The sequence below is a fragment of the Burkholderia sp. HMSC10F09 genome (assembly GCF_001806955.1).
Classification (GTDB): domain Bacteria; phylum Pseudomonadota; class Gammaproteobacteria; order Burkholderiales; family Burkholderiaceae; genus Burkholderia; species Burkholderia multivorans.
Map to the genome: position 1 here is coordinate 1 of NZ_KV786568.1, position 14721 is coordinate 14721.

Annotated in this window: 13 protein-coding genes; 4 read left to right on the forward strand and 9 right to left on the reverse strand. The window is 69.0% G+C overall.

Annotated features, from left to right (window positions below):
* Positions 1 to 36: 36 nt before the first annotated feature.
* The 3 genes from HMPREF3115_RS05005 to HMPREF3115_RS05015 form a co-directional block, all read right to left on the reverse strand.
* On the reverse strand, positions 37 to 1521 hold the full coding sequence (locus HMPREF3115_RS05005) for a DegQ family serine endoprotease (protein ID WP_006398419.1): 1485 nt from the start codon (positions 1519 to 1521) through the stop codon (positions 37 to 39).
* A gap of 98 nt (positions 1522 to 1619) precedes the next feature.
* Entirely contained in the window at positions 1620 to 2966 is a 1347-nt protein-coding gene (locus HMPREF3115_RS05010) for an ATP-binding protein (RefSeq protein WP_006406484.1), read from the reverse strand.
* Between the two features lie 3 nt (positions 2967 to 2969).
* Positions 2970 to 3632 (reverse strand): response regulator, encoded by a 663-nt coding sequence (locus HMPREF3115_RS05015; RefSeq protein WP_006398417.1) that lies wholly within the window; start codon positions 3630 to 3632, stop codon positions 2970 to 2972.
* 175 nt (positions 3633 to 3807) lie between these two features.
* Here HMPREF3115_RS05015 and dacB point away from each other — a divergent pair, with 175 nt between their 5' ends.
* The 3 genes from dacB (at position 3808) to HMPREF3115_RS05030 (ending at position 7638) form a co-directional block, all read left to right on the forward strand.
* Complete coding sequence (gene dacB, locus HMPREF3115_RS05020; protein WP_070553591.1) at positions 3808 to 5304, forward strand: D-alanyl-D-alanine carboxypeptidase/D-alanyl-D-alanine endopeptidase; 1497 nt, start codon at positions 3808 to 3810, stop codon at positions 5302 to 5304.
* 204 nt (positions 5305 to 5508) lie between these two features.
* Complete coding sequence (locus HMPREF3115_RS05025) at positions 5509 to 6423, forward strand: sterol desaturase family protein (RefSeq protein ID WP_006406486.1); 915 nt, start codon at positions 5509 to 5511, stop codon at positions 6421 to 6423.
* A gap of 87 nt (positions 6424 to 6510) precedes the next feature.
* Positions 6511 to 7638, forward strand: a complete 1128-nt coding sequence (locus tag HMPREF3115_RS05030) for an SGNH/GDSL hydrolase family protein (RefSeq protein ID WP_035947901.1) — start codon at positions 6511 to 6513, stop codon at positions 7636 to 7638.
* Between the two features lie 117 nt (positions 7639 to 7755).
* Here the strand turns inward: HMPREF3115_RS05030 and HMPREF3115_RS05035 are convergent, their stop codons facing one another.
* From HMPREF3115_RS05035 to pyk, 6 genes are all read right to left on the reverse strand, one after another.
* Positions 7756 to 8784 carry an L-threonylcarbamoyladenylate synthase gene (locus tag HMPREF3115_RS05035; protein ID WP_006406488.1) on the reverse strand — a complete coding sequence of 343 codons (1029 nt, stop codon included), beginning with the start codon at positions 8782 to 8784 and terminating at the stop codon, positions 7756 to 7758.
* Between the two features lie 11 nt (positions 8785 to 8795).
* Positions 8796 to 9992: a 5-(carboxyamino)imidazole ribonucleotide synthase gene (locus HMPREF3115_RS05040; protein WP_070553589.1), complete on the reverse strand. Its 1197-nt coding sequence runs from the start codon at positions 9990 to 9992 to the stop codon at positions 8796 to 8798.
* 85 nt (positions 9993 to 10077) lie between these two features.
* The gene (gene purE, locus HMPREF3115_RS05045; protein WP_006413303.1) at positions 10078 to 10599 is read right to left on the reverse strand and encodes a 5-(carboxyamino)imidazole ribonucleotide mutase; all 522 of its coding nucleotides are present in this window, start codon (positions 10597 to 10599) and stop codon (positions 10078 to 10080) included.
* 16 nt (positions 10600 to 10615) lie between these two features.
* A complete protein-coding gene (locus HMPREF3115_RS05050) occupies positions 10616 to 11506 on the reverse strand; it encodes a phosphoribosylaminoimidazolesuccinocarboxamide synthase (protein ID WP_006398410.1) in 891 nt (296 codons plus the stop codon).
* A 218-nt stretch (positions 11507 to 11724) separates the two neighbouring features.
* The gene (fba, locus tag HMPREF3115_RS05055) at positions 11725 to 12789 is read right to left on the reverse strand and encodes a class II fructose-bisphosphate aldolase (protein ID WP_006398409.1); all 1065 of its coding nucleotides are present in this window, start codon (positions 12787 to 12789) and stop codon (positions 11725 to 11727) included.
* Positions 12790 to 13088: 299 nt separating this feature from the next.
* Positions 13089 to 14525 carry a pyruvate kinase gene (pyk, locus tag HMPREF3115_RS05060; RefSeq protein WP_006406491.1) on the reverse strand — a complete coding sequence of 479 codons (1437 nt, stop codon included), beginning with the start codon at positions 14523 to 14525 and terminating at the stop codon, positions 13089 to 13091.
* On the opposite strand from pyk, the gene HMPREF3115_RS32215 reads away from it, so the two are divergent.
* Positions 14524 to 14652 carry a hypothetical protein gene (locus HMPREF3115_RS32215; RefSeq protein ID WP_254914405.1) on the forward strand — a complete coding sequence of 43 codons (129 nt, stop codon included), beginning with the start codon at positions 14524 to 14526 and terminating at the stop codon, positions 14650 to 14652. The two genes, pyk and HMPREF3115_RS32215, sit on opposite strands and share 2 nt — an antisense overlap.
* The last annotated feature ends 69 nt before the right edge of the window (positions 14653 to 14721 follow it).

The window sequence follows — 14721 nt, forward strand, 5'->3', positions numbered from 1 at the left end:
CGCGGCCGGCCGAACCGGCCCGCGGCGCGCGCACGGTCAGCTCAGATCGACCGGCACGAAGATTTGTGCATTATCGCGCTGGATCAGCAGAGCAAGACTGTTGCCCGCGCTCTTGACCGCTTCGCGCAGCTGCTCGGGGCTCGTGACGGGGCGGCCGTTCACGGCCAGGATCACGTCGCCCGGCTGAATGCCGGCGCTCGCGGCCGGGCCGCCGGCCTGCTGGACGATCAGCCCGTGCGACAGGTTATCGGCGCTGCGCTCCTGCGGCGTCAGCGGCCGCACCGCAACGCCGAGGCGCCCCTGCTCGACGGGGCCGCCGTCGTTCGACGCGAGCTTCGCGTCGGTCATCGCGCCGAGCGTGACGGTGACGGACTGCTTCGCCTTGTCGCGCCAGATCTGCAGGTCGGCCTTCGAGCCCGGCTTCAGGTTCGCGATCTGCGACGGCAGCGTCGTCGAATCGACGACCGGCGTGCCGTTGACCGACAGGATCACGTCACCCGGCTGCAAGCCGGCCTTCGCGGCCGGGCCGTTCGGATCGACCGAGCTGACGAGCGCACCGTCCGGCTTCGCGAGCCCGAACGAGCTCGCGAGCGTCTGGTTCAGCCCCTGCACCGCGACGCCGAGCCGGCCGCGGCTTACATGCCCGGTCTTCACGAGCTCGTCCTTCACCTTGATCGCTTCGTTGATCGGAATCGCGAACGACAGGCCCTGGAAGCCGCCCGTCTGCGAATAGATCATCGAGTTGATCCCGATCACCTCGCCCTGCAGGTTGAACAGCGGGCCGCCCGAGTTGCCGGGGTTGACCGGCACGTCGGTCTGGATGAACGGCGTGTAGTTCTCGTCGGGCAGCGCGCGCGATTTCGCGCTGATGATGCCCGACGTGACCGTGTTGTCGAAGCCGTACGGCGAGCCGATCGCGACGACCCACTGGCCGACCTTGCTCTGCGCCGGATCGCCGATCTTCACGGTCGGCAGGCCGGTCGCGTCGATCTTCAGCACCGCGACGTCGGACTGCTTGTCGGAGCCGACGACCTTCGCCTTGTACTCGCGCTTGTCGGTCAGCTTCACCGTGACGACGTTCGCGCCGTCGATCACGTGCGCATTCGTGAGGATGTATCCGTCCGGGCTGATGATGAAACCCGACCCGAGGCTCGCGCTCGGCTGATCGTCCGGCTGCGCGTCGCCGCCCATGCCCGGCACCTGTCCATAGAAGCGCTTGAAGAACTGATAGAACGGATCGCTCGGGTCGATCGGCAGCTGCGGCTGCGGCACGCGCCGCGCAACCTGCTTCACGACGTGCTTCGCGCTGATGTTGACGACGGCCGGACCGTAAGTCTCGACCAGCCCGGAGAAGTCGGGGATACCGGTCTTCGCGGCCGCTTCGGCCGGCATCATCGCCGCCGCGTGCGCGGGCGCGATGATCTGCGGATCGGCGCGGCGCGTGCCGGCGACGTAGCCGGCGGACAGCGCGGCGGCCACTGCGACGACGACGGCGCTGCGCGCAAGGAATCGGGTGTTCATCGTAGGACCTCCTCTTTTGTTACGTCGCAGCGTAACGATGCTGACTTAAAGGAGGCTTAATCAGCCTTAAGCGCAACTTAAGCCGCCTGCCGCGCGCCTTACACCGACGCGGGCTGCTGCGGCGCCTGCGCGGGCATCTCGGCGTCGCGGAACACGACGCTGACGAGCAGGCCGCCCGCCGCCGCATCGCCGAGCGACACGGTCGCGCCCTGCTGCGCGGCAACACGCTTGACGATCGCGAGACCGAGCCCGCTGCCCGACACGTCGGTGCGCGCGCGCGCCGAGCTGTCGCGATAGAAGCGGTCGAACACGCGCTCGCGCTCTTCGGCCGGAATGCCGGGGCCGCTGTCGCCGATCTGCACGCACGCGCGGCCGGCCGCGTCGCGCGTCAGCGAAACGTCGATGCGCCCGCCGTCGGGCGTGTACTTGACGGCGTTGTCGAGCAGGTTGCCGAACATCACGCGCAGCGCGCCGACGTCGGCGACGACGGTCGCCGCGCGCGTTTCCTCGAAGCCGAGGTCGATGTTGCGCCGCTGCGCGAGCGGTGCGTGCGCGGCCACGCATTCGGCGAGCAGCGTCTGCAGGTCGACCGGTTCGCGCACCGCGCCCGCGTCGGGTTCGGCGCGCGCGAGCGCGAGCAGTTGCTCGGCGAGCCGCGTCGCGCGCGTGACGCCGTGCTGCAGATCGTCGAGCGCCTCGCGGCGCGCGGCATCGTCCTTCGCGCGTGCGACGAGCTGCGCCTGGATCTGCACGGCCGCGAGCGGCGTGCGCAGCTCGTGCGCGGCATCGGCGACGAACGCCTTCTGCGTGTCGAGCGCACCCGACAGCCGCGCGAGCAGCCCGTTCAGCGCGCGCACGAGCGGCTGCACCTCGAGCGGCAGCCGCGCGTCGGGCAGCGGATCGAGCGCCTCGGGCCGGCGCGTTTCGACCGCGCGCGTCACGCGGCCGAGCGGCGCGAGCCCGCGGCCGACGATCATCCAGACGGCGGCGCCGAGGAACGGCAGCAGCACGATCAGCGGCCAGAGCGTGCGCAGCGCGACGTTCGCCGCGAGCCGGTTGCGCACCGACAGCGGCTGCGCGAGCTGCACGACGTTGTCGCCGACGATCGCGCCGTACACGCGCCACTCGCCGCGATCGGTGCGCTCGGTCGAGAAGCCGAGCTCCGCGCGCGGCGCGATCGGCGCGCGCGGATGCGAGAAGTACATCAGCACGCCGTTGCGATTCCAGATCTGGATCACGATTCCTTCGTCGCCGTTGGTGCGCGAGCCGAACACCTGCGAGAACGGCTCCGACGGCAGCGCCGCGGCGATTTCCTGGAGCTGGTAGTCGAACAGCTCGTTCGCCTCGGCCAGCGCCTGCCGGTAGATCAGCCAGCCCGCGACGCTCACGCCCGCGACGACGATCGCGAGCAGCCAGATCAGCAATTGATGACGAATCGACCTCACGCGTCAGCTTTCCTTGACGACCATGTAGCCGAGCCCGCGCACGTTGCGGATCAGGTCCGAACCGAGCTTCTTGCGCAGCGCGTGGATATAGACCTCGACCGTGTTGCTGCCGATTTCCTCGCCCCAGCCGTACATCTTCTCCTCGAGCTGGCTCTTCGACAGCACGGCGCCCGGCCGCGCGAGCAGCGCCTCGAGCAGCGCGAACTCGCGCGCGGACAGCGCGACCGGCGCGCCGTCGAGCGTCACCTGGTGCGATGCCGGATCGAGCGTCAGCGCGCCGTGGCGGATCAGCGACTCGCTGCGCCCGGCCTGCCGGCGGATCAGCGCGCGCATCCGCGCGCCGAGTTCGTCGAGATCGAACGGCTTGACCAGATAGTCGTCGGCACCCGCGTCGAGCCCCTTCACGCGATCGGCGATCGCATCGCGCGCGGTGACGATCAGGACCGGCAGCGACAGCCCGCGCGCGCGCAGCGTGCGCAGCACGTCGATGCCGTCGCGCTTGGGCAGGCCGAGATCGAGCAGCAGCAGGTCGTAGGACTCGCCGCCGAGCGCCGTGAGCGCCGACTCGCCGTCCTGCACCCAGTCGACCGCGAAGCCGTCCGAGCGCAGCGCCTTGCGCACGCCTTCGGCAATCATCCGGTCGTCTTCGACAAGCAGAATCCGCATCGGAATCGCATCCATGGGACGAGTGACAGATGCCGCCCATTGTAGCGCCGCGAATCCTGCGCGCGACCGCGCGCGCCCTCCGCGATTTCGTCGTACTTGTCGCACTTGTCTCTACAATGTGCGCTTCGGCGCGCCGCGCGCCTTGCCCGAGCTCCCGCTTTTCCCGTATTCGTCCATGCCGATTTCCGCTCTCTCCACCCGCTTCGCCCCGCGCGCACGCGTCTGCCTGCGCGCGGCCGCCGTCGTCGCCACCTGCACGGCGCTCGCGTTCGCGCCCGCCGCACACGCCCGCAAGAAACCCCACAAGGACGCGCGACGCGCGCCGGTCGTCTCGGCGGCCGCGCGCGCCGCCGGCCTGCCGGCGTCCGTGCTCGTCGCACTGCAGCGCGCGAAGGTACCGGCGTCGGCGATGAGCGTCGTCGTCGAGCGCGTCGGCGATCCGCAGCCGCTGATCGCGTGGAACGCGAATCGGCCGATGCTGCCCGCATCGACGATGAAGCTCGTCACGACGTTCGCGGGCCTGTCGATCCTCGGCCCCGACTTCCGCTGGCGCACGACCGCGTATGCGGACGGCCCGGTCGATCCGGACGGCACGCTGCAGGGCAATCTCTACATCAAGGGCACCGGCGATCCGAAGCTCGTGCCCGAGGAGCTGATCGACCTCGTCGACAAGATCCGCAAGGCCGGCATCAAGCGCGTCGCCGGCGGCCTCGTGCTCGACAAGAGCTATTTCGCCGCGTCGACGCGCGACCTGCCGTCGTTCGACGACGACGTGAGCGCGCCGTACAACGTCGGCCCCGACCCGCTGCTGTACGCGTTCAAGGCGATCTCGTTTACCGTCACGCCGGGCGAAGACGGCAAGGTCGCCGTCGACGTGCTGCCGCCGCTCGCGAACCTGTCGATCGACAACCAGCTGTACGAAGGCAGCGGCTCGTGCGCGAGCGCGGCGGCTGCCGCACGCCCCACGCTGAACGCCGACGGCGCGATGCTGACCGCGTCGTTCGCCGGCGACTACCCGCTGCGCTGCGGCGCGCGCACGACCAATCTCGCGATCCTCGATCACACGACGTTCTTCGCGCGCGGCTTCCTCGCGCTCTGGCAGCAGGACGGCGGCACGATCGCGGGGCCGGTCGCCGTACATCACGGCCCGGTGCTCGGCAGCGTCGTGTACGACATCAACAAGTTCAGCAACAACGTGATGGCGCGCAATCTGTTCCTGACGATCGGCGCGGTCGCCGGCAAGCCGCCCGCGACGCCCGAGCAGTCGAGCCGCGTGATCCGCGCGTTCCTGCAGAAGAACGGCATCGCGATGCCCGACCTCGTGCTCGACAACGGCTCGGGGCTGTCGCGCGACGAACACGTGAGCGCGCTGTCGCTCGCCGCGCTGCTACAGGCCGCGAACGCGAGCCCGGTCGCGCAGGCATTCATCGACTCGCTGCCGATCGCCGGCATCGACGGCACGATGAAGAACCGGCTGACCAACGCCGGCGTGCTTGGCAACGCGCATATCAAGACCGGCACGCTGCGCGACGTGCGCGCGATCGCCGGCTACGTCGCGGGCGCGGACGGCCAGAGCTACGTGGTCGTCAGCTTCATCAACGACGATCATGCGGAAGCCGCACGTGCCGCGCACGACACGCTGCTCGAGTGGATCTACGCGGGCGCGCACTGACGAACGCGGCCTCGCCGAAACGGGGCCGCACCGCCCGCCCACGCCCGGCGCGGCTTCGGTGAAAACCCTATCCTCAGAGGGAACCCTCTACGCTGCCCTCTCGCCTAGCCGGTGGCGATTGCGTAGGCTGTTGGCCTGACCGATATCTACAACGGGCGACACGCCCGGCCTCACGGCTTGCAGGGGAAAGGAGGAGACACGCCCATGCGATTCGACGTCGAATGGCTTCTGCTCGCGCTGGCGCCCGTCTTCCTGCTCTGCATCGGCTGGGAGGCGTGGTACCTCGCACGCACGCGTCCGCAGGACCACGTGTACGCATGGCGCGACACGCTCTGCAATGCGGCGCTCGCGCTGATGCATCAGGGCGCCGACAAGCTCGCGTGGGTGTTCGTGATCCCCGTCTACGCGTACTGCTACGACCGCTATCGCCTGTTCACCTGGCACGACGGCTGGCTGTCGTTCGCGGTGCTGTTCGTCGCGCAGGACTTCCTCTACTACGTGTTTCATCGCGCGAGCCATCGCGTGCGCTGGCTGTGGGCCGCGCACGTCGTGCATCACTCGTCCGAGCGGATGAACTTCTCGACCGCATTTCGCCAGAGCCTCATGTATCCGGTCGCCGGCATGTGGGTGTTCTGGCTGCCGCTCGCGGTGCTCGGCTTTCCGCCGCAGCAGATCGTCGGCATCGTGCTGATCAATCTCGCGTTCCAGTTCTTCGTGCACACGCAGGCGATCGGCAAGCTCGGCTGGCTCGAATACGTGTTCAACACACCGTCGATCCATCGCGCGCACCATGCGCGCAACGCGCGCTACATCGACCGCAATTACGCGGGCGTGCTCGTGATCTGGGATCGCCTGTTCGGCAGCTATGTCGACGAGGCGACCGACGATCCGCCGCAGTACGGCATCGTCGAGCGGCTCGAGTCGAACAACCCGCTCGTCGCGACCTTTCACGAATGGCGCGCGATGGTGGCCGACGCACTGCGTGTCGAGGGATGGCGCAACAAATTGCGCGCGATCGTCGGCCCGCCCGAGTGGGCGAGCGCTTATCATGCGCAGATCGGCGACACGGCCGATCGCGATCCGCGCCGCGCACCGCTTGCCGGCGTACACAACGAATAATCCATTTCAGCCAACGGCCGTCGCGCAGCCCGAACCTGAGCGGGCATGCGCAAACATGCAAGGCCATATCTACGAGGAGATCGATCGATGCAAACACAACGAAACCTTCCGTCGCGCACCCGCCACCGTTTGCTGCGCGGCGCGCAGGTCGCGATCGCCGGCGCGGCGCTCGCGCTGCTCGCCGCCTGCGGCGGCGGCGACGACAACGGCGGCAGCGCGTCGAACACGCCGCCTTCCGGCGTGAAGATGCAGGTCGTCTCGTTCGGCGACAGCCTGTCCGACGTCGGCACCTACTCGCAGATCAAGCTCGGGTTCGGCGGCGGCCGCTTCACGACGAACCCCGGTCAGGTCTGGACGCAGAACGTCGCGCAGTACTACGGCGACACGCTGCAGCCGGCCAACCAGGGCGGCTTCGGCGTGCCGCTGCAGGCGACGGGCGGCCTCGGCTACGCGCAGGGCGGCTCGCGCGTCACGCAGCAGCCGGGCATCGGCCACGCCGCCGCGAGCGTGCCGAACGCCGACTACGCGCAGGCGACGACGACGCCGATCGCCGCGCAGATCCAGCAATACCTGCAGCAGCACGGCAGCTTCAACGCGAACCAGATCGTGCTGCTGAACGGCGGCGCGAACGACATCTTCTATCAGGTGGCCGCATTGCAGGCCGGCGCGATCACGCCGACGCAGCTGCAGCAGAACATCGGGCTCGCCGCGCAGCAGCTCGCGGGCCTCGTGCAGCAGATCGTCGCGGCCGGCGCGACGCACGTGTTCGTGTCGAACGTGCCCGACATCGGCGGCACGCCGCTCGCGCTCCAGGGCGGCACGCAGACGACGCTCACGCAGCTGTCGATGCTGTTCAACGGCACGCTCGCCGCGACGCTGCAGGCGCTGAAGGTCGACACGAGCAAGTACGTGCTGCTCGACACCTTCAAATGGCAGGACGGCATCCTCGCGGCGTATCAGGCGAACGGCTTCACGGTGTCGAACACCGATACGGCCTGCAACCTGAAGGCGATGGTGGCCGCGGCGACGCAGTACGGCGTGGCGGATCCGAGCGCATTCGGCTCGTCGCTGTTCTGCTCGCCGCAGACGTACACGGCGCCGAACGCCGACCAGACGTACATGTTCGCGGACACCGTCCATCCGACGACGCGCCTGCACGCGCTGTTCGCGCAGTACGTCGAGCAGCAGATCGCGGCATCGGGCGTCGGCAAGTAAGCGGCGCGCGATCGGTACGCTTCAACGAAAACCGCCCGACCGGTTCGCCGGTCGGGCGGTTTTTCATTGCGACGACGACAGGGCCGACATGCGCGCACGGCATGCGGCCGGCCCGATTCAATCGCTCGCTTCGAACGCCGCGGCCGCGCGGCCGAGACGATCGTTGACCGCGATCCACTCGACCGTCTCGGGCAGCTTTTCGACGAGTATCCGCGCGACCTGCGCGCGATCGAGCGCGCGCAGCATCCCGTACAGATCGCGCGCATACGCTTGCGGATCTTCGGGGGCCGCGACGAAATGCACGCCGTCGGCCTGCGCCCAGCGCCCCGCGCGCGATGCGCGCGCGACCAGCGCGACGCGTTCGCCGTCGGCCTGCGCCGCCGCGAGCAGCGGCTCCAGCGCATCGAACGGCAGCAGCGCGAGCGGCGTGCGCGGCGCGTAGTGCGCCTTCAGCGTGCCCGACGCGCGCGGCGCAGTCGCGTCGCTGCCGTCCGGCAGCCGCGGCGCACGACCGAGCACGTCGGCGATCTGCTGCGGCGTCACGTGGCCCGGACGCAGCAGCGCCGGAAAGCCGCGCGACAGATCGAGAATCGTCGATTCGATCCCGACTTCGGACGCGCCGCCGTCGAGCACGTGCACCGTGTCGCCGAATTCGTCGCGCACGTGCTGCGCGGTCGTCGGGCTCACGTGGCCGAACCGGTTCGCGGACGGCGCAGCCACCCCGCCGTGACCGCCGCGCCGCGCGCTGAACGCGGCGAGCAGCGCCTGCGCGACCGGATGCGACGGGCAGCGCAGCCCGACCGAGTCCTGGCCGCCGCTCACCGCGTCCGGAATGCGCGGATGGCGCTTCAGGATCAGCGTCAGCGGGCCCGGCCAGAATGCGTCGATCAGCTTCTGCGCATCGGCCGGCAGCTCGGCCGCCCAGTACGCGGGATCGCCGCCGGGCGGCAAGTGCACGATCACCGGATGGTTCGCGGGCCGCCCCTTCGCCGCGTAGATGCGCGCGACGGCGTCGGGGCTCGCCGCGTCGCCGCCGAGCCCGTAGACGGTTTCGGTCGGAAACGCGACGAGCTGCCCCGCATCGAGCAGCGCGGCCGCCGCGTCGATCTGCGCGGGCGTCACGGACTTCGGGAGATCGATGGACATCGGCCGGCGCCTCAGTCGAGCGGCACACGCAGCAGCTGCGCGCACGCATGCGCGGCGGCGACCGCTTCGTCGCGCGTCGCGGCAGTGAAATTCACGTGGCCCATCTTGCGGCCGACGCGCGCCTCTTCCTTGCCGTACAGATGCAGATGCGCGGTCGGCATCGCGGCGACCGCGTCCCACGGCGGCGTGACGGCGTCGCTTGCCGCGCCATGCGGAAACCAGACGTCGCCGAGAATGTTCAGCATCGCGGCCGGCGAATGCTGGCGCGGATTGCCGAGCGGCATGCGCGTCATTGCGCGCACCTGCTGCTCGAACTGGCTCGTTGCGCACGCATCGACCGTGTAGTGTCCGGAATTGTGCGGGCGCGGCGCCATCTCGTTCGCCACGAGCGAACCGTCTTCGAGCACGAAGAACTCGACGCACAGCACGCCGACGTAGCCGAGCGTATCGGCGATGCGCACCGCGGCCTGCTGCGCCTGCGCGACGAGCGCGTCGTCGGCGGCCGGCGCCGGCACGACGGTCAGCGCGAGAATGCCGTTGTGGTGCGCGTTCTGCGCGAGCGGGAACGCGGCCGAGCGGCCGTCGGCGCCGCGCGCGATCAGTGCGGACACCTCGTATTTCAGCGGCAGCCGCTTCTCGAGCACGCACGGCACGCCGCCGAGCGACGCATACGCCTCGCGCGCTTCCTGCGCGGTGCGCACACGCACCTGGCCCTTGCCGTCGTAGCCGAGCCGCGCAGTCTTCAGAATGCCCGGCAGCACCGCGTCGAGCGCCGCATCGTCGAGCGCTGCGAGCGCGGCGGCCGATTCGATCGCGACGTGCGGCGCGACCGGCACGCCCGACGCCTCGATGAAGCGCTTTTCGGCGATCCGGTCCTGCGCGATCGCGACGCAACGGCCGGCAGGCGCGACGAACGTCGTGCGCGCGAGGAAATCGAGGCTCGCGGCCGGCACGTTCTCGAATTCGGTCGATACCGCGTCGCACAGCGCGGCCAGTTCGGTCAGCGCGGCCTCGTCGTCATACGCGGCGCGCAGGTGGCGATCGGCGACCGCGCCGGCGGGGCTCGCCGGATCGGGATCGAGCACGGCGACGCGGTAGCCCATCGACTGGGCGGCAAAACAGAACATGCGGCCGAGCTGGCCGCCGCCGACCATGCCCAGCCACGCGCCGGGCAGGATCGGGGAAACGGAATCAGGAGTTGCGGTCATGTCAGTGATCGATCGCGACGGGAAACGGGAAGCGCCCGCCGCACAGGGAAAATCCGGCGCGTGCCGTGCGGCGCGCGCCGTCCCGTCATTCGAGCGGCGGCAGCACCATCGCGTGCGCGGCTTCGTTCTGGCGCACGCGGAACGCCGCGAGCCGGTTCGCGTAGTCGACCGACGTGCCGGACAGGATCGACACCGCGAACAGCGCGGCATTCGCTGCGCCGGCCTCGCCGATCGCGAACGTTGCGACCGGCACGCCCTTCGGCATCTGCACGATCGAGTGCAGCGAATCGACGCCCTTCAGGTACTTGCTGGCGACCGGCACGCCGAGCACGGGCACCGTCGTCTTCGCCGCGAGCATGCCGGGCAGGTGCGCGGCACCGCCGGCGCCCGCGATGATCGCGCGCAGGCCGCGCTCGCGCGCCTTCTCCGCATAGTCGAACATCTCGTCGGGCATCCGGTGCGCGGACACGACCTTCGCTTCGTACGGCACGCCGAATTCCTGCAGGATCGCTACCGCGTGCTTCATCACGTCCCAGTCGGAACTCGAACCCATCAGCACGCCGACGAGTGGCGCGCTGTGCGTGTGGGCGGTCTGGACTTCGCTCATTTCGTGCATTCCCCCGTCAGGCGAGTGGCTGGCCCGTGATGCGCTCGAGCGCTTCCTGGTACTTCGCGGCAGTCTTCTCGACGACGTCGGCCGGCAGCGCCGGCGCCGGCGCGGTCTTGCCCCACGGCTGCGCCTCGAGCCAGTCGCGCACGAACTGCTTGTCGAACGACGGCGGGTTCGTGCCGACCTGGTACTGGTCGGCCGGCCAGAAGCGCGACGAGTCGGCCGTCAGCACTTCGTCCATCAGATACAGCTTGCCGTGGTTGTCGAGGCCGAATTCGAACTTCGTGTCGGCGATGATGATGCCGCGCGTGGCCGCATAGTCGGCCGCTTCCTTGTACAGCTTGATCGAGATGTCGCGGATCGTCGCGGCGAGCTCGGTGCCGATGCGGCGCTCGGTTTCCTCGAACGTGATGTTCTCGTCGTGTTCGCCCATCTCGGCCTTGGCCGCGGGCGTGAAGATCGGCTCGGGCAGCTTCTGCGCATTCTGCAGACCGGCCGGCAGCTGCACGCCGCACACGGCGCCCGTCGCCTGGTATTCCTTCCAGCCGCTGCCGGCCAGATAGCCGCGCACGACCGCTTCGATCAGGATCGGCTCGAGACGCTTGACGACCACGGCGCGGCCCTTCACCTGCTCGACCTCGTCCGCCGCGACGACGGCTTCGGGTGCGTCGCCGGTCAGGTGGTTCGGCACGATGTGCGCGAGCTTGTCGAACCAGAAGTTCGCCATCTGGTTCAGCACGCGGCCCTTGTTCGGAATCGGCTCGCCCATGATCACGTCGAATGCCGACAGACGATCGGTCGTGACGATCAGGAGCTTGTCGTTGCCGACCGCATAGTTGTCGCGGACCTTGCCGCGACCGAGGAGCGGCAGCGAGCGGAGCGTGGATTCGTAAAGGGTAGACATCGTCTTTTCGCAGATAAGGAGCCAAACAAAAAGGGAAACGCCGTTCCCCGCGGCTGGCGGGAACGGCGGCCTTGCGATACGTCGGCGAACCGGCGGGCGGCTGCGCCCGCGCGGTTGCCGGCCGGCCCTCGTTCGGCCGGACGGAACGGCCGCCGCCGGAATCGCTCCGGCCGGGCGGCCCGCCCCTGCCTTGCGGCGGGGCAAATCGTACTACAGTCTCAGCGCACGACCTGCGCGAGCTCGCCGGACTTGTACTTCTCGGCGATCTTCTCGAGCGGCACCGGCTTGATCTTCGCGGCCTGGCCTTCGCAGCCGAACGCGAGGTAGCGGTCGACGCAGACCTTCTTTGCCGCTTCGCGCGCGGGCTTCAGATAGTCGCGCGGGTCGAACTTCGACGGGTTCTCGAACATGTAGCGGCGGATCGCGCCGGTGATCGCGAGACGCAGGTCGGTGTCGATGTTGACCTTGCGCACGCCGTGCTTGATGCCTTCCTGGATTTCCTCGACCGGCACGCCGTAGGTTTCCTTCATGTCGCCGCCGAATTCGCGGATCTCGGCGAGCAGTTCCTGCGGCACCGACGACGAACCGTGCATCACGAGGTGCGTGTTCGGAATGCGTGCGTGGATTTCCTTGATGCGCTGAATCGACAGGATGTCGCCCGTCGGCTTCTTCGTGAACTTGTACGCGCCGTGCGACGTACCGATCGCGATCGCGAGCGCGTCGCACTGCGTCAGCTTCACGAAGTCGGCGGCCTGCTCCGGATCGGTCAGCAGCTGCTCGCGCGTCATCGTGCCTTCCGCGCCGTGGCCGTCTTCCTTGTCGCCCTTCATCGTCTCGAGCGAGCCGAGCACGCCGAGTTCCGCTTCGACCGTCACGCCGATCGAGTGCGCCATCTCGACGACCTTGCGCGACACGTCGACGTTGTACTCGTACGAGGCGACGGTCTTGCCGTCCGCTTCGAGCGAACCGTCCATCATCACGCTCGTGAAGCCGCTGCGGATCGCGGCCATGCAGACCGCCGGCGACTGGCCGTGATCCTGATGCATCACGACCGGGATGTGCGGATACGACTCGACAGCCGCTTCGATCAGGTGGCGCAGGAACGGCTCGCCCGCATACTTCCGCGCGCCGGCCGATGCCTGCATGATCACGGGCGCGCCGACCTGGTCCGCGGCCGCCATGATCGCCTGGACCTGCTCCAGGTTGTTCACGTTGAAGGCCGGCAGGCCGTAGCCGTGCTCTGCCGCGTGGTCCAGCAATTGACGCATTGATACGAGAGGCATTGTGGAACTCCTTGGAATGAAAACCGGTGCGCCCTGACGCCTGCGCGGCGCGCGCCGGTCGGACCGGGCGGCTCGGCGCGGCTGAGCGTCGAATAGCCGCATTTTATCGCGAAGCGCCCCGGAATCCGACCGCGCGGCGCCCGCGCCTCGCAATTTGTTACGTTCGCATCGCACAATCGGCACAAAAATAAGAAAAAAGCCGCGCGGGGCCTCCACCCCGCGCGGCTTTTACCGAACAAAAACGGTGCCCGATCGAATCGGGCCGCCGGCCGCCCCGCCGGCGCGTCTTCCGCGACGGCTCAATAGTGCTCGCCGACGCGCACGATCTTCAGCGTGTTGGTTCCGCCCGCCTGCCCCATCGGCTCGCCGACGGTCAACACGACCATGTCGCCGTGCGCGACGTAGCCGCGCTTGACGATCGTCTCGAGCGCCGCCTGCAGCGCGCTGTCGCGGTCGCTGTTGAAGTCGACGTGGAGCGGCGTCACGTTGCGGAACAGCGCCATCGCGCGCTCGCTGCCGACGCGCGGCGTCAGCGCGAAGATCGGCACGTGCGTGTAGTGACGCGACATCCACAGCGCGGTCGCGCCCGATTCGGTCAGCGCAACGATCGCCTTCGCACCGAGGTGGTAGGCCGTAAACAGTGCGCCCATCGCGATCGACTGGTCGATGCGCGTGAACGTGCGGTCGAGGAAATCCTTGTCGAGCTCGATCTGCTCGGACTTTTCCGCTTCGACGCAGACGGCCGCCATCGCCTCGATCGTCTGCACCGGATACTTGCCGGCGGCCGTCTCGGCCGACAGCATCACCGCGTCGGTGCCGTCGAGCACCGCGTTCGCGACGTCGGACACTTCCGCGCGCGTCGGCACCGGGGCGTGGATCATCGATTCCATCATCTGCGTCGCGGTGATCACGAGCTTGTTCGACTCGCGCGCCATCCGGATCATGCGTTTCTGCAGCGCAGGCACGGCCGCGTTGCCCACTTCGACCGCGAGGTCGCCGCGCGCGACCATGATGCCGTCCGACGCGTCGAGGATGCTTTGCAGCGCCGGAATCGCTTCCGCGCGCTCGATCTTCGCGATCATCTTCGGCTTGATGCCGTACGGCGCACCCGCGATGTTCGCGAGCTGGCGCGCCATTTCCATGTCGGTCGCGTTCTTCGGGAACGACACCGCGACCAGATCCGCGCCGAGCGACATCGCGGTGCGGATGTCCTCCATGTCCTTCGCGGTCAGCGCCGGTGCCGACAGCCCGCCGCCCTGGCGGTTGATCCCCTTGTTGTTCGACAGCTCGCCGCCCACCTTGACGATCGTGTGGATCTCGTCGCCGAGCACGCGCTCGACGGTCAGCACGATGAGCCCGTCGTTCAGCAGCAGCAGGTCGCCGGGCTTCAGGTCGCGCGGCAGTTCCTTGTAGTCGAGGCCGACGCGGTCGTCGTTGCCCAGTTCGCAGGCCGCGTCGAGGATGAAGGGCTGGCCCGGCGTCAGCGTCGTCTTGCCGTTCTCGAACTTGCCGACGCGGATCTTCGGCCCCTGGAGATCGGCCATGATCGCGATCTCGCGGCCGACCTTGCGGGCGGCCTCGCGCACCATTTCGGCGCGCTGGCGGTGATCATCGGCCGTGCCGTGCGAAAAATTGAGCCGCACGACGTCGAGGCCCGCCTGCATCATCTGCAGCAGAATCTCCGGCGAACTGGAAGCCGGGCCGATCGTGGCGACTATCTTGGTGGCGCGCTGCATGAAACTCCTCATCTGGATCAAGGTGGATGCGCTGGGTGAAACGCTGCGAGAGCCGGACGCGGCAGGCCCAGCGGCGGCCGCTCCGGGGGGCGTGCCGGTGCTTGGGCCCGGCATCGCTTTGTTCTGAATCTCGTGGTGCTGCACGGCCGCGTCGCCGGCGGCCGCCGGTGCGCGCGGGGCGGGGTTCGCCCGCGCG

Bases quoted from the DNA above. Each gene is read 5' to 3' on its own strand.
- HMPREF3115_RS05035 (WP_006406488.1), bottom strand. From the start codon at position 8,784: ATGTCCATCGATCTCCCGAAGTCCGTGACGCCCGCGCAGATCGACGCG.
- fba (WP_006398409.1), bottom strand. From the start codon at position 12,789: ATGCCTCTCGTATCAATGCGTCAATTGCTGGACCACGCGGCAGAGCAC.
- HMPREF3115_RS05030 (WP_035947901.1), top strand. From the start codon at position 6,511: ATGCAAACACAACGAAACCTTCCGTCGCGCACCCGCCACCGTTTGCTG.
- dacB (WP_070553591.1), top strand. From the start codon at position 3,808: ATGCCGATTTCCGCTCTCTCCACCCGCTTCGCCCCGCGCGCACGCGTC.
- HMPREF3115_RS05015 (WP_006398417.1), bottom strand. From the start codon at position 3,632: ATGCGGATTCTGCTTGTCGAAGACGACCGGATGATTGCCGAAGGCGTG.
- HMPREF3115_RS05040 (WP_070553589.1), bottom strand. From the start codon at position 9,992: ATGACCGCAACTCCTGATTCCGTTTCCCCGATCCTGCCCGGCGCGTGG.
- pyk (WP_006406491.1), bottom strand. From the start codon at position 14,525: ATGCAGCGCGCCACCAAGATAGTCGCCACGATCGGCCCGGCTTCCAGT.
- purE (WP_006413303.1), bottom strand. From the start codon at position 10,599: ATGAGCGAAGTCCAGACCGCCCACACGCACAGCGCGCCACTCGTCGGC.
- HMPREF3115_RS32215 (WP_254914405.1), top strand. From the start codon at position 14,524: ATGAAACTCCTCATCTGGATCAAGGTGGATGCGCTGGGTGAAACGCTG.
- HMPREF3115_RS05005 (WP_006398419.1), bottom strand. From the start codon at position 1,521: ATGAACACCCGATTCCTTGCGCGCAGCGCCGTCGTCGTCGCAGTGGCC.
- HMPREF3115_RS05025 (WP_006406486.1), top strand. From the start codon at position 5,509: ATGCGATTCGACGTCGAATGGCTTCTGCTCGCGCTGGCGCCCGTCTTC.
- HMPREF3115_RS05050 (WP_006398410.1), bottom strand. From the start codon at position 11,506: ATGTCTACCCTTTACGAATCCACGCTCCGCTCGCTGCCGCTCCTCGGT.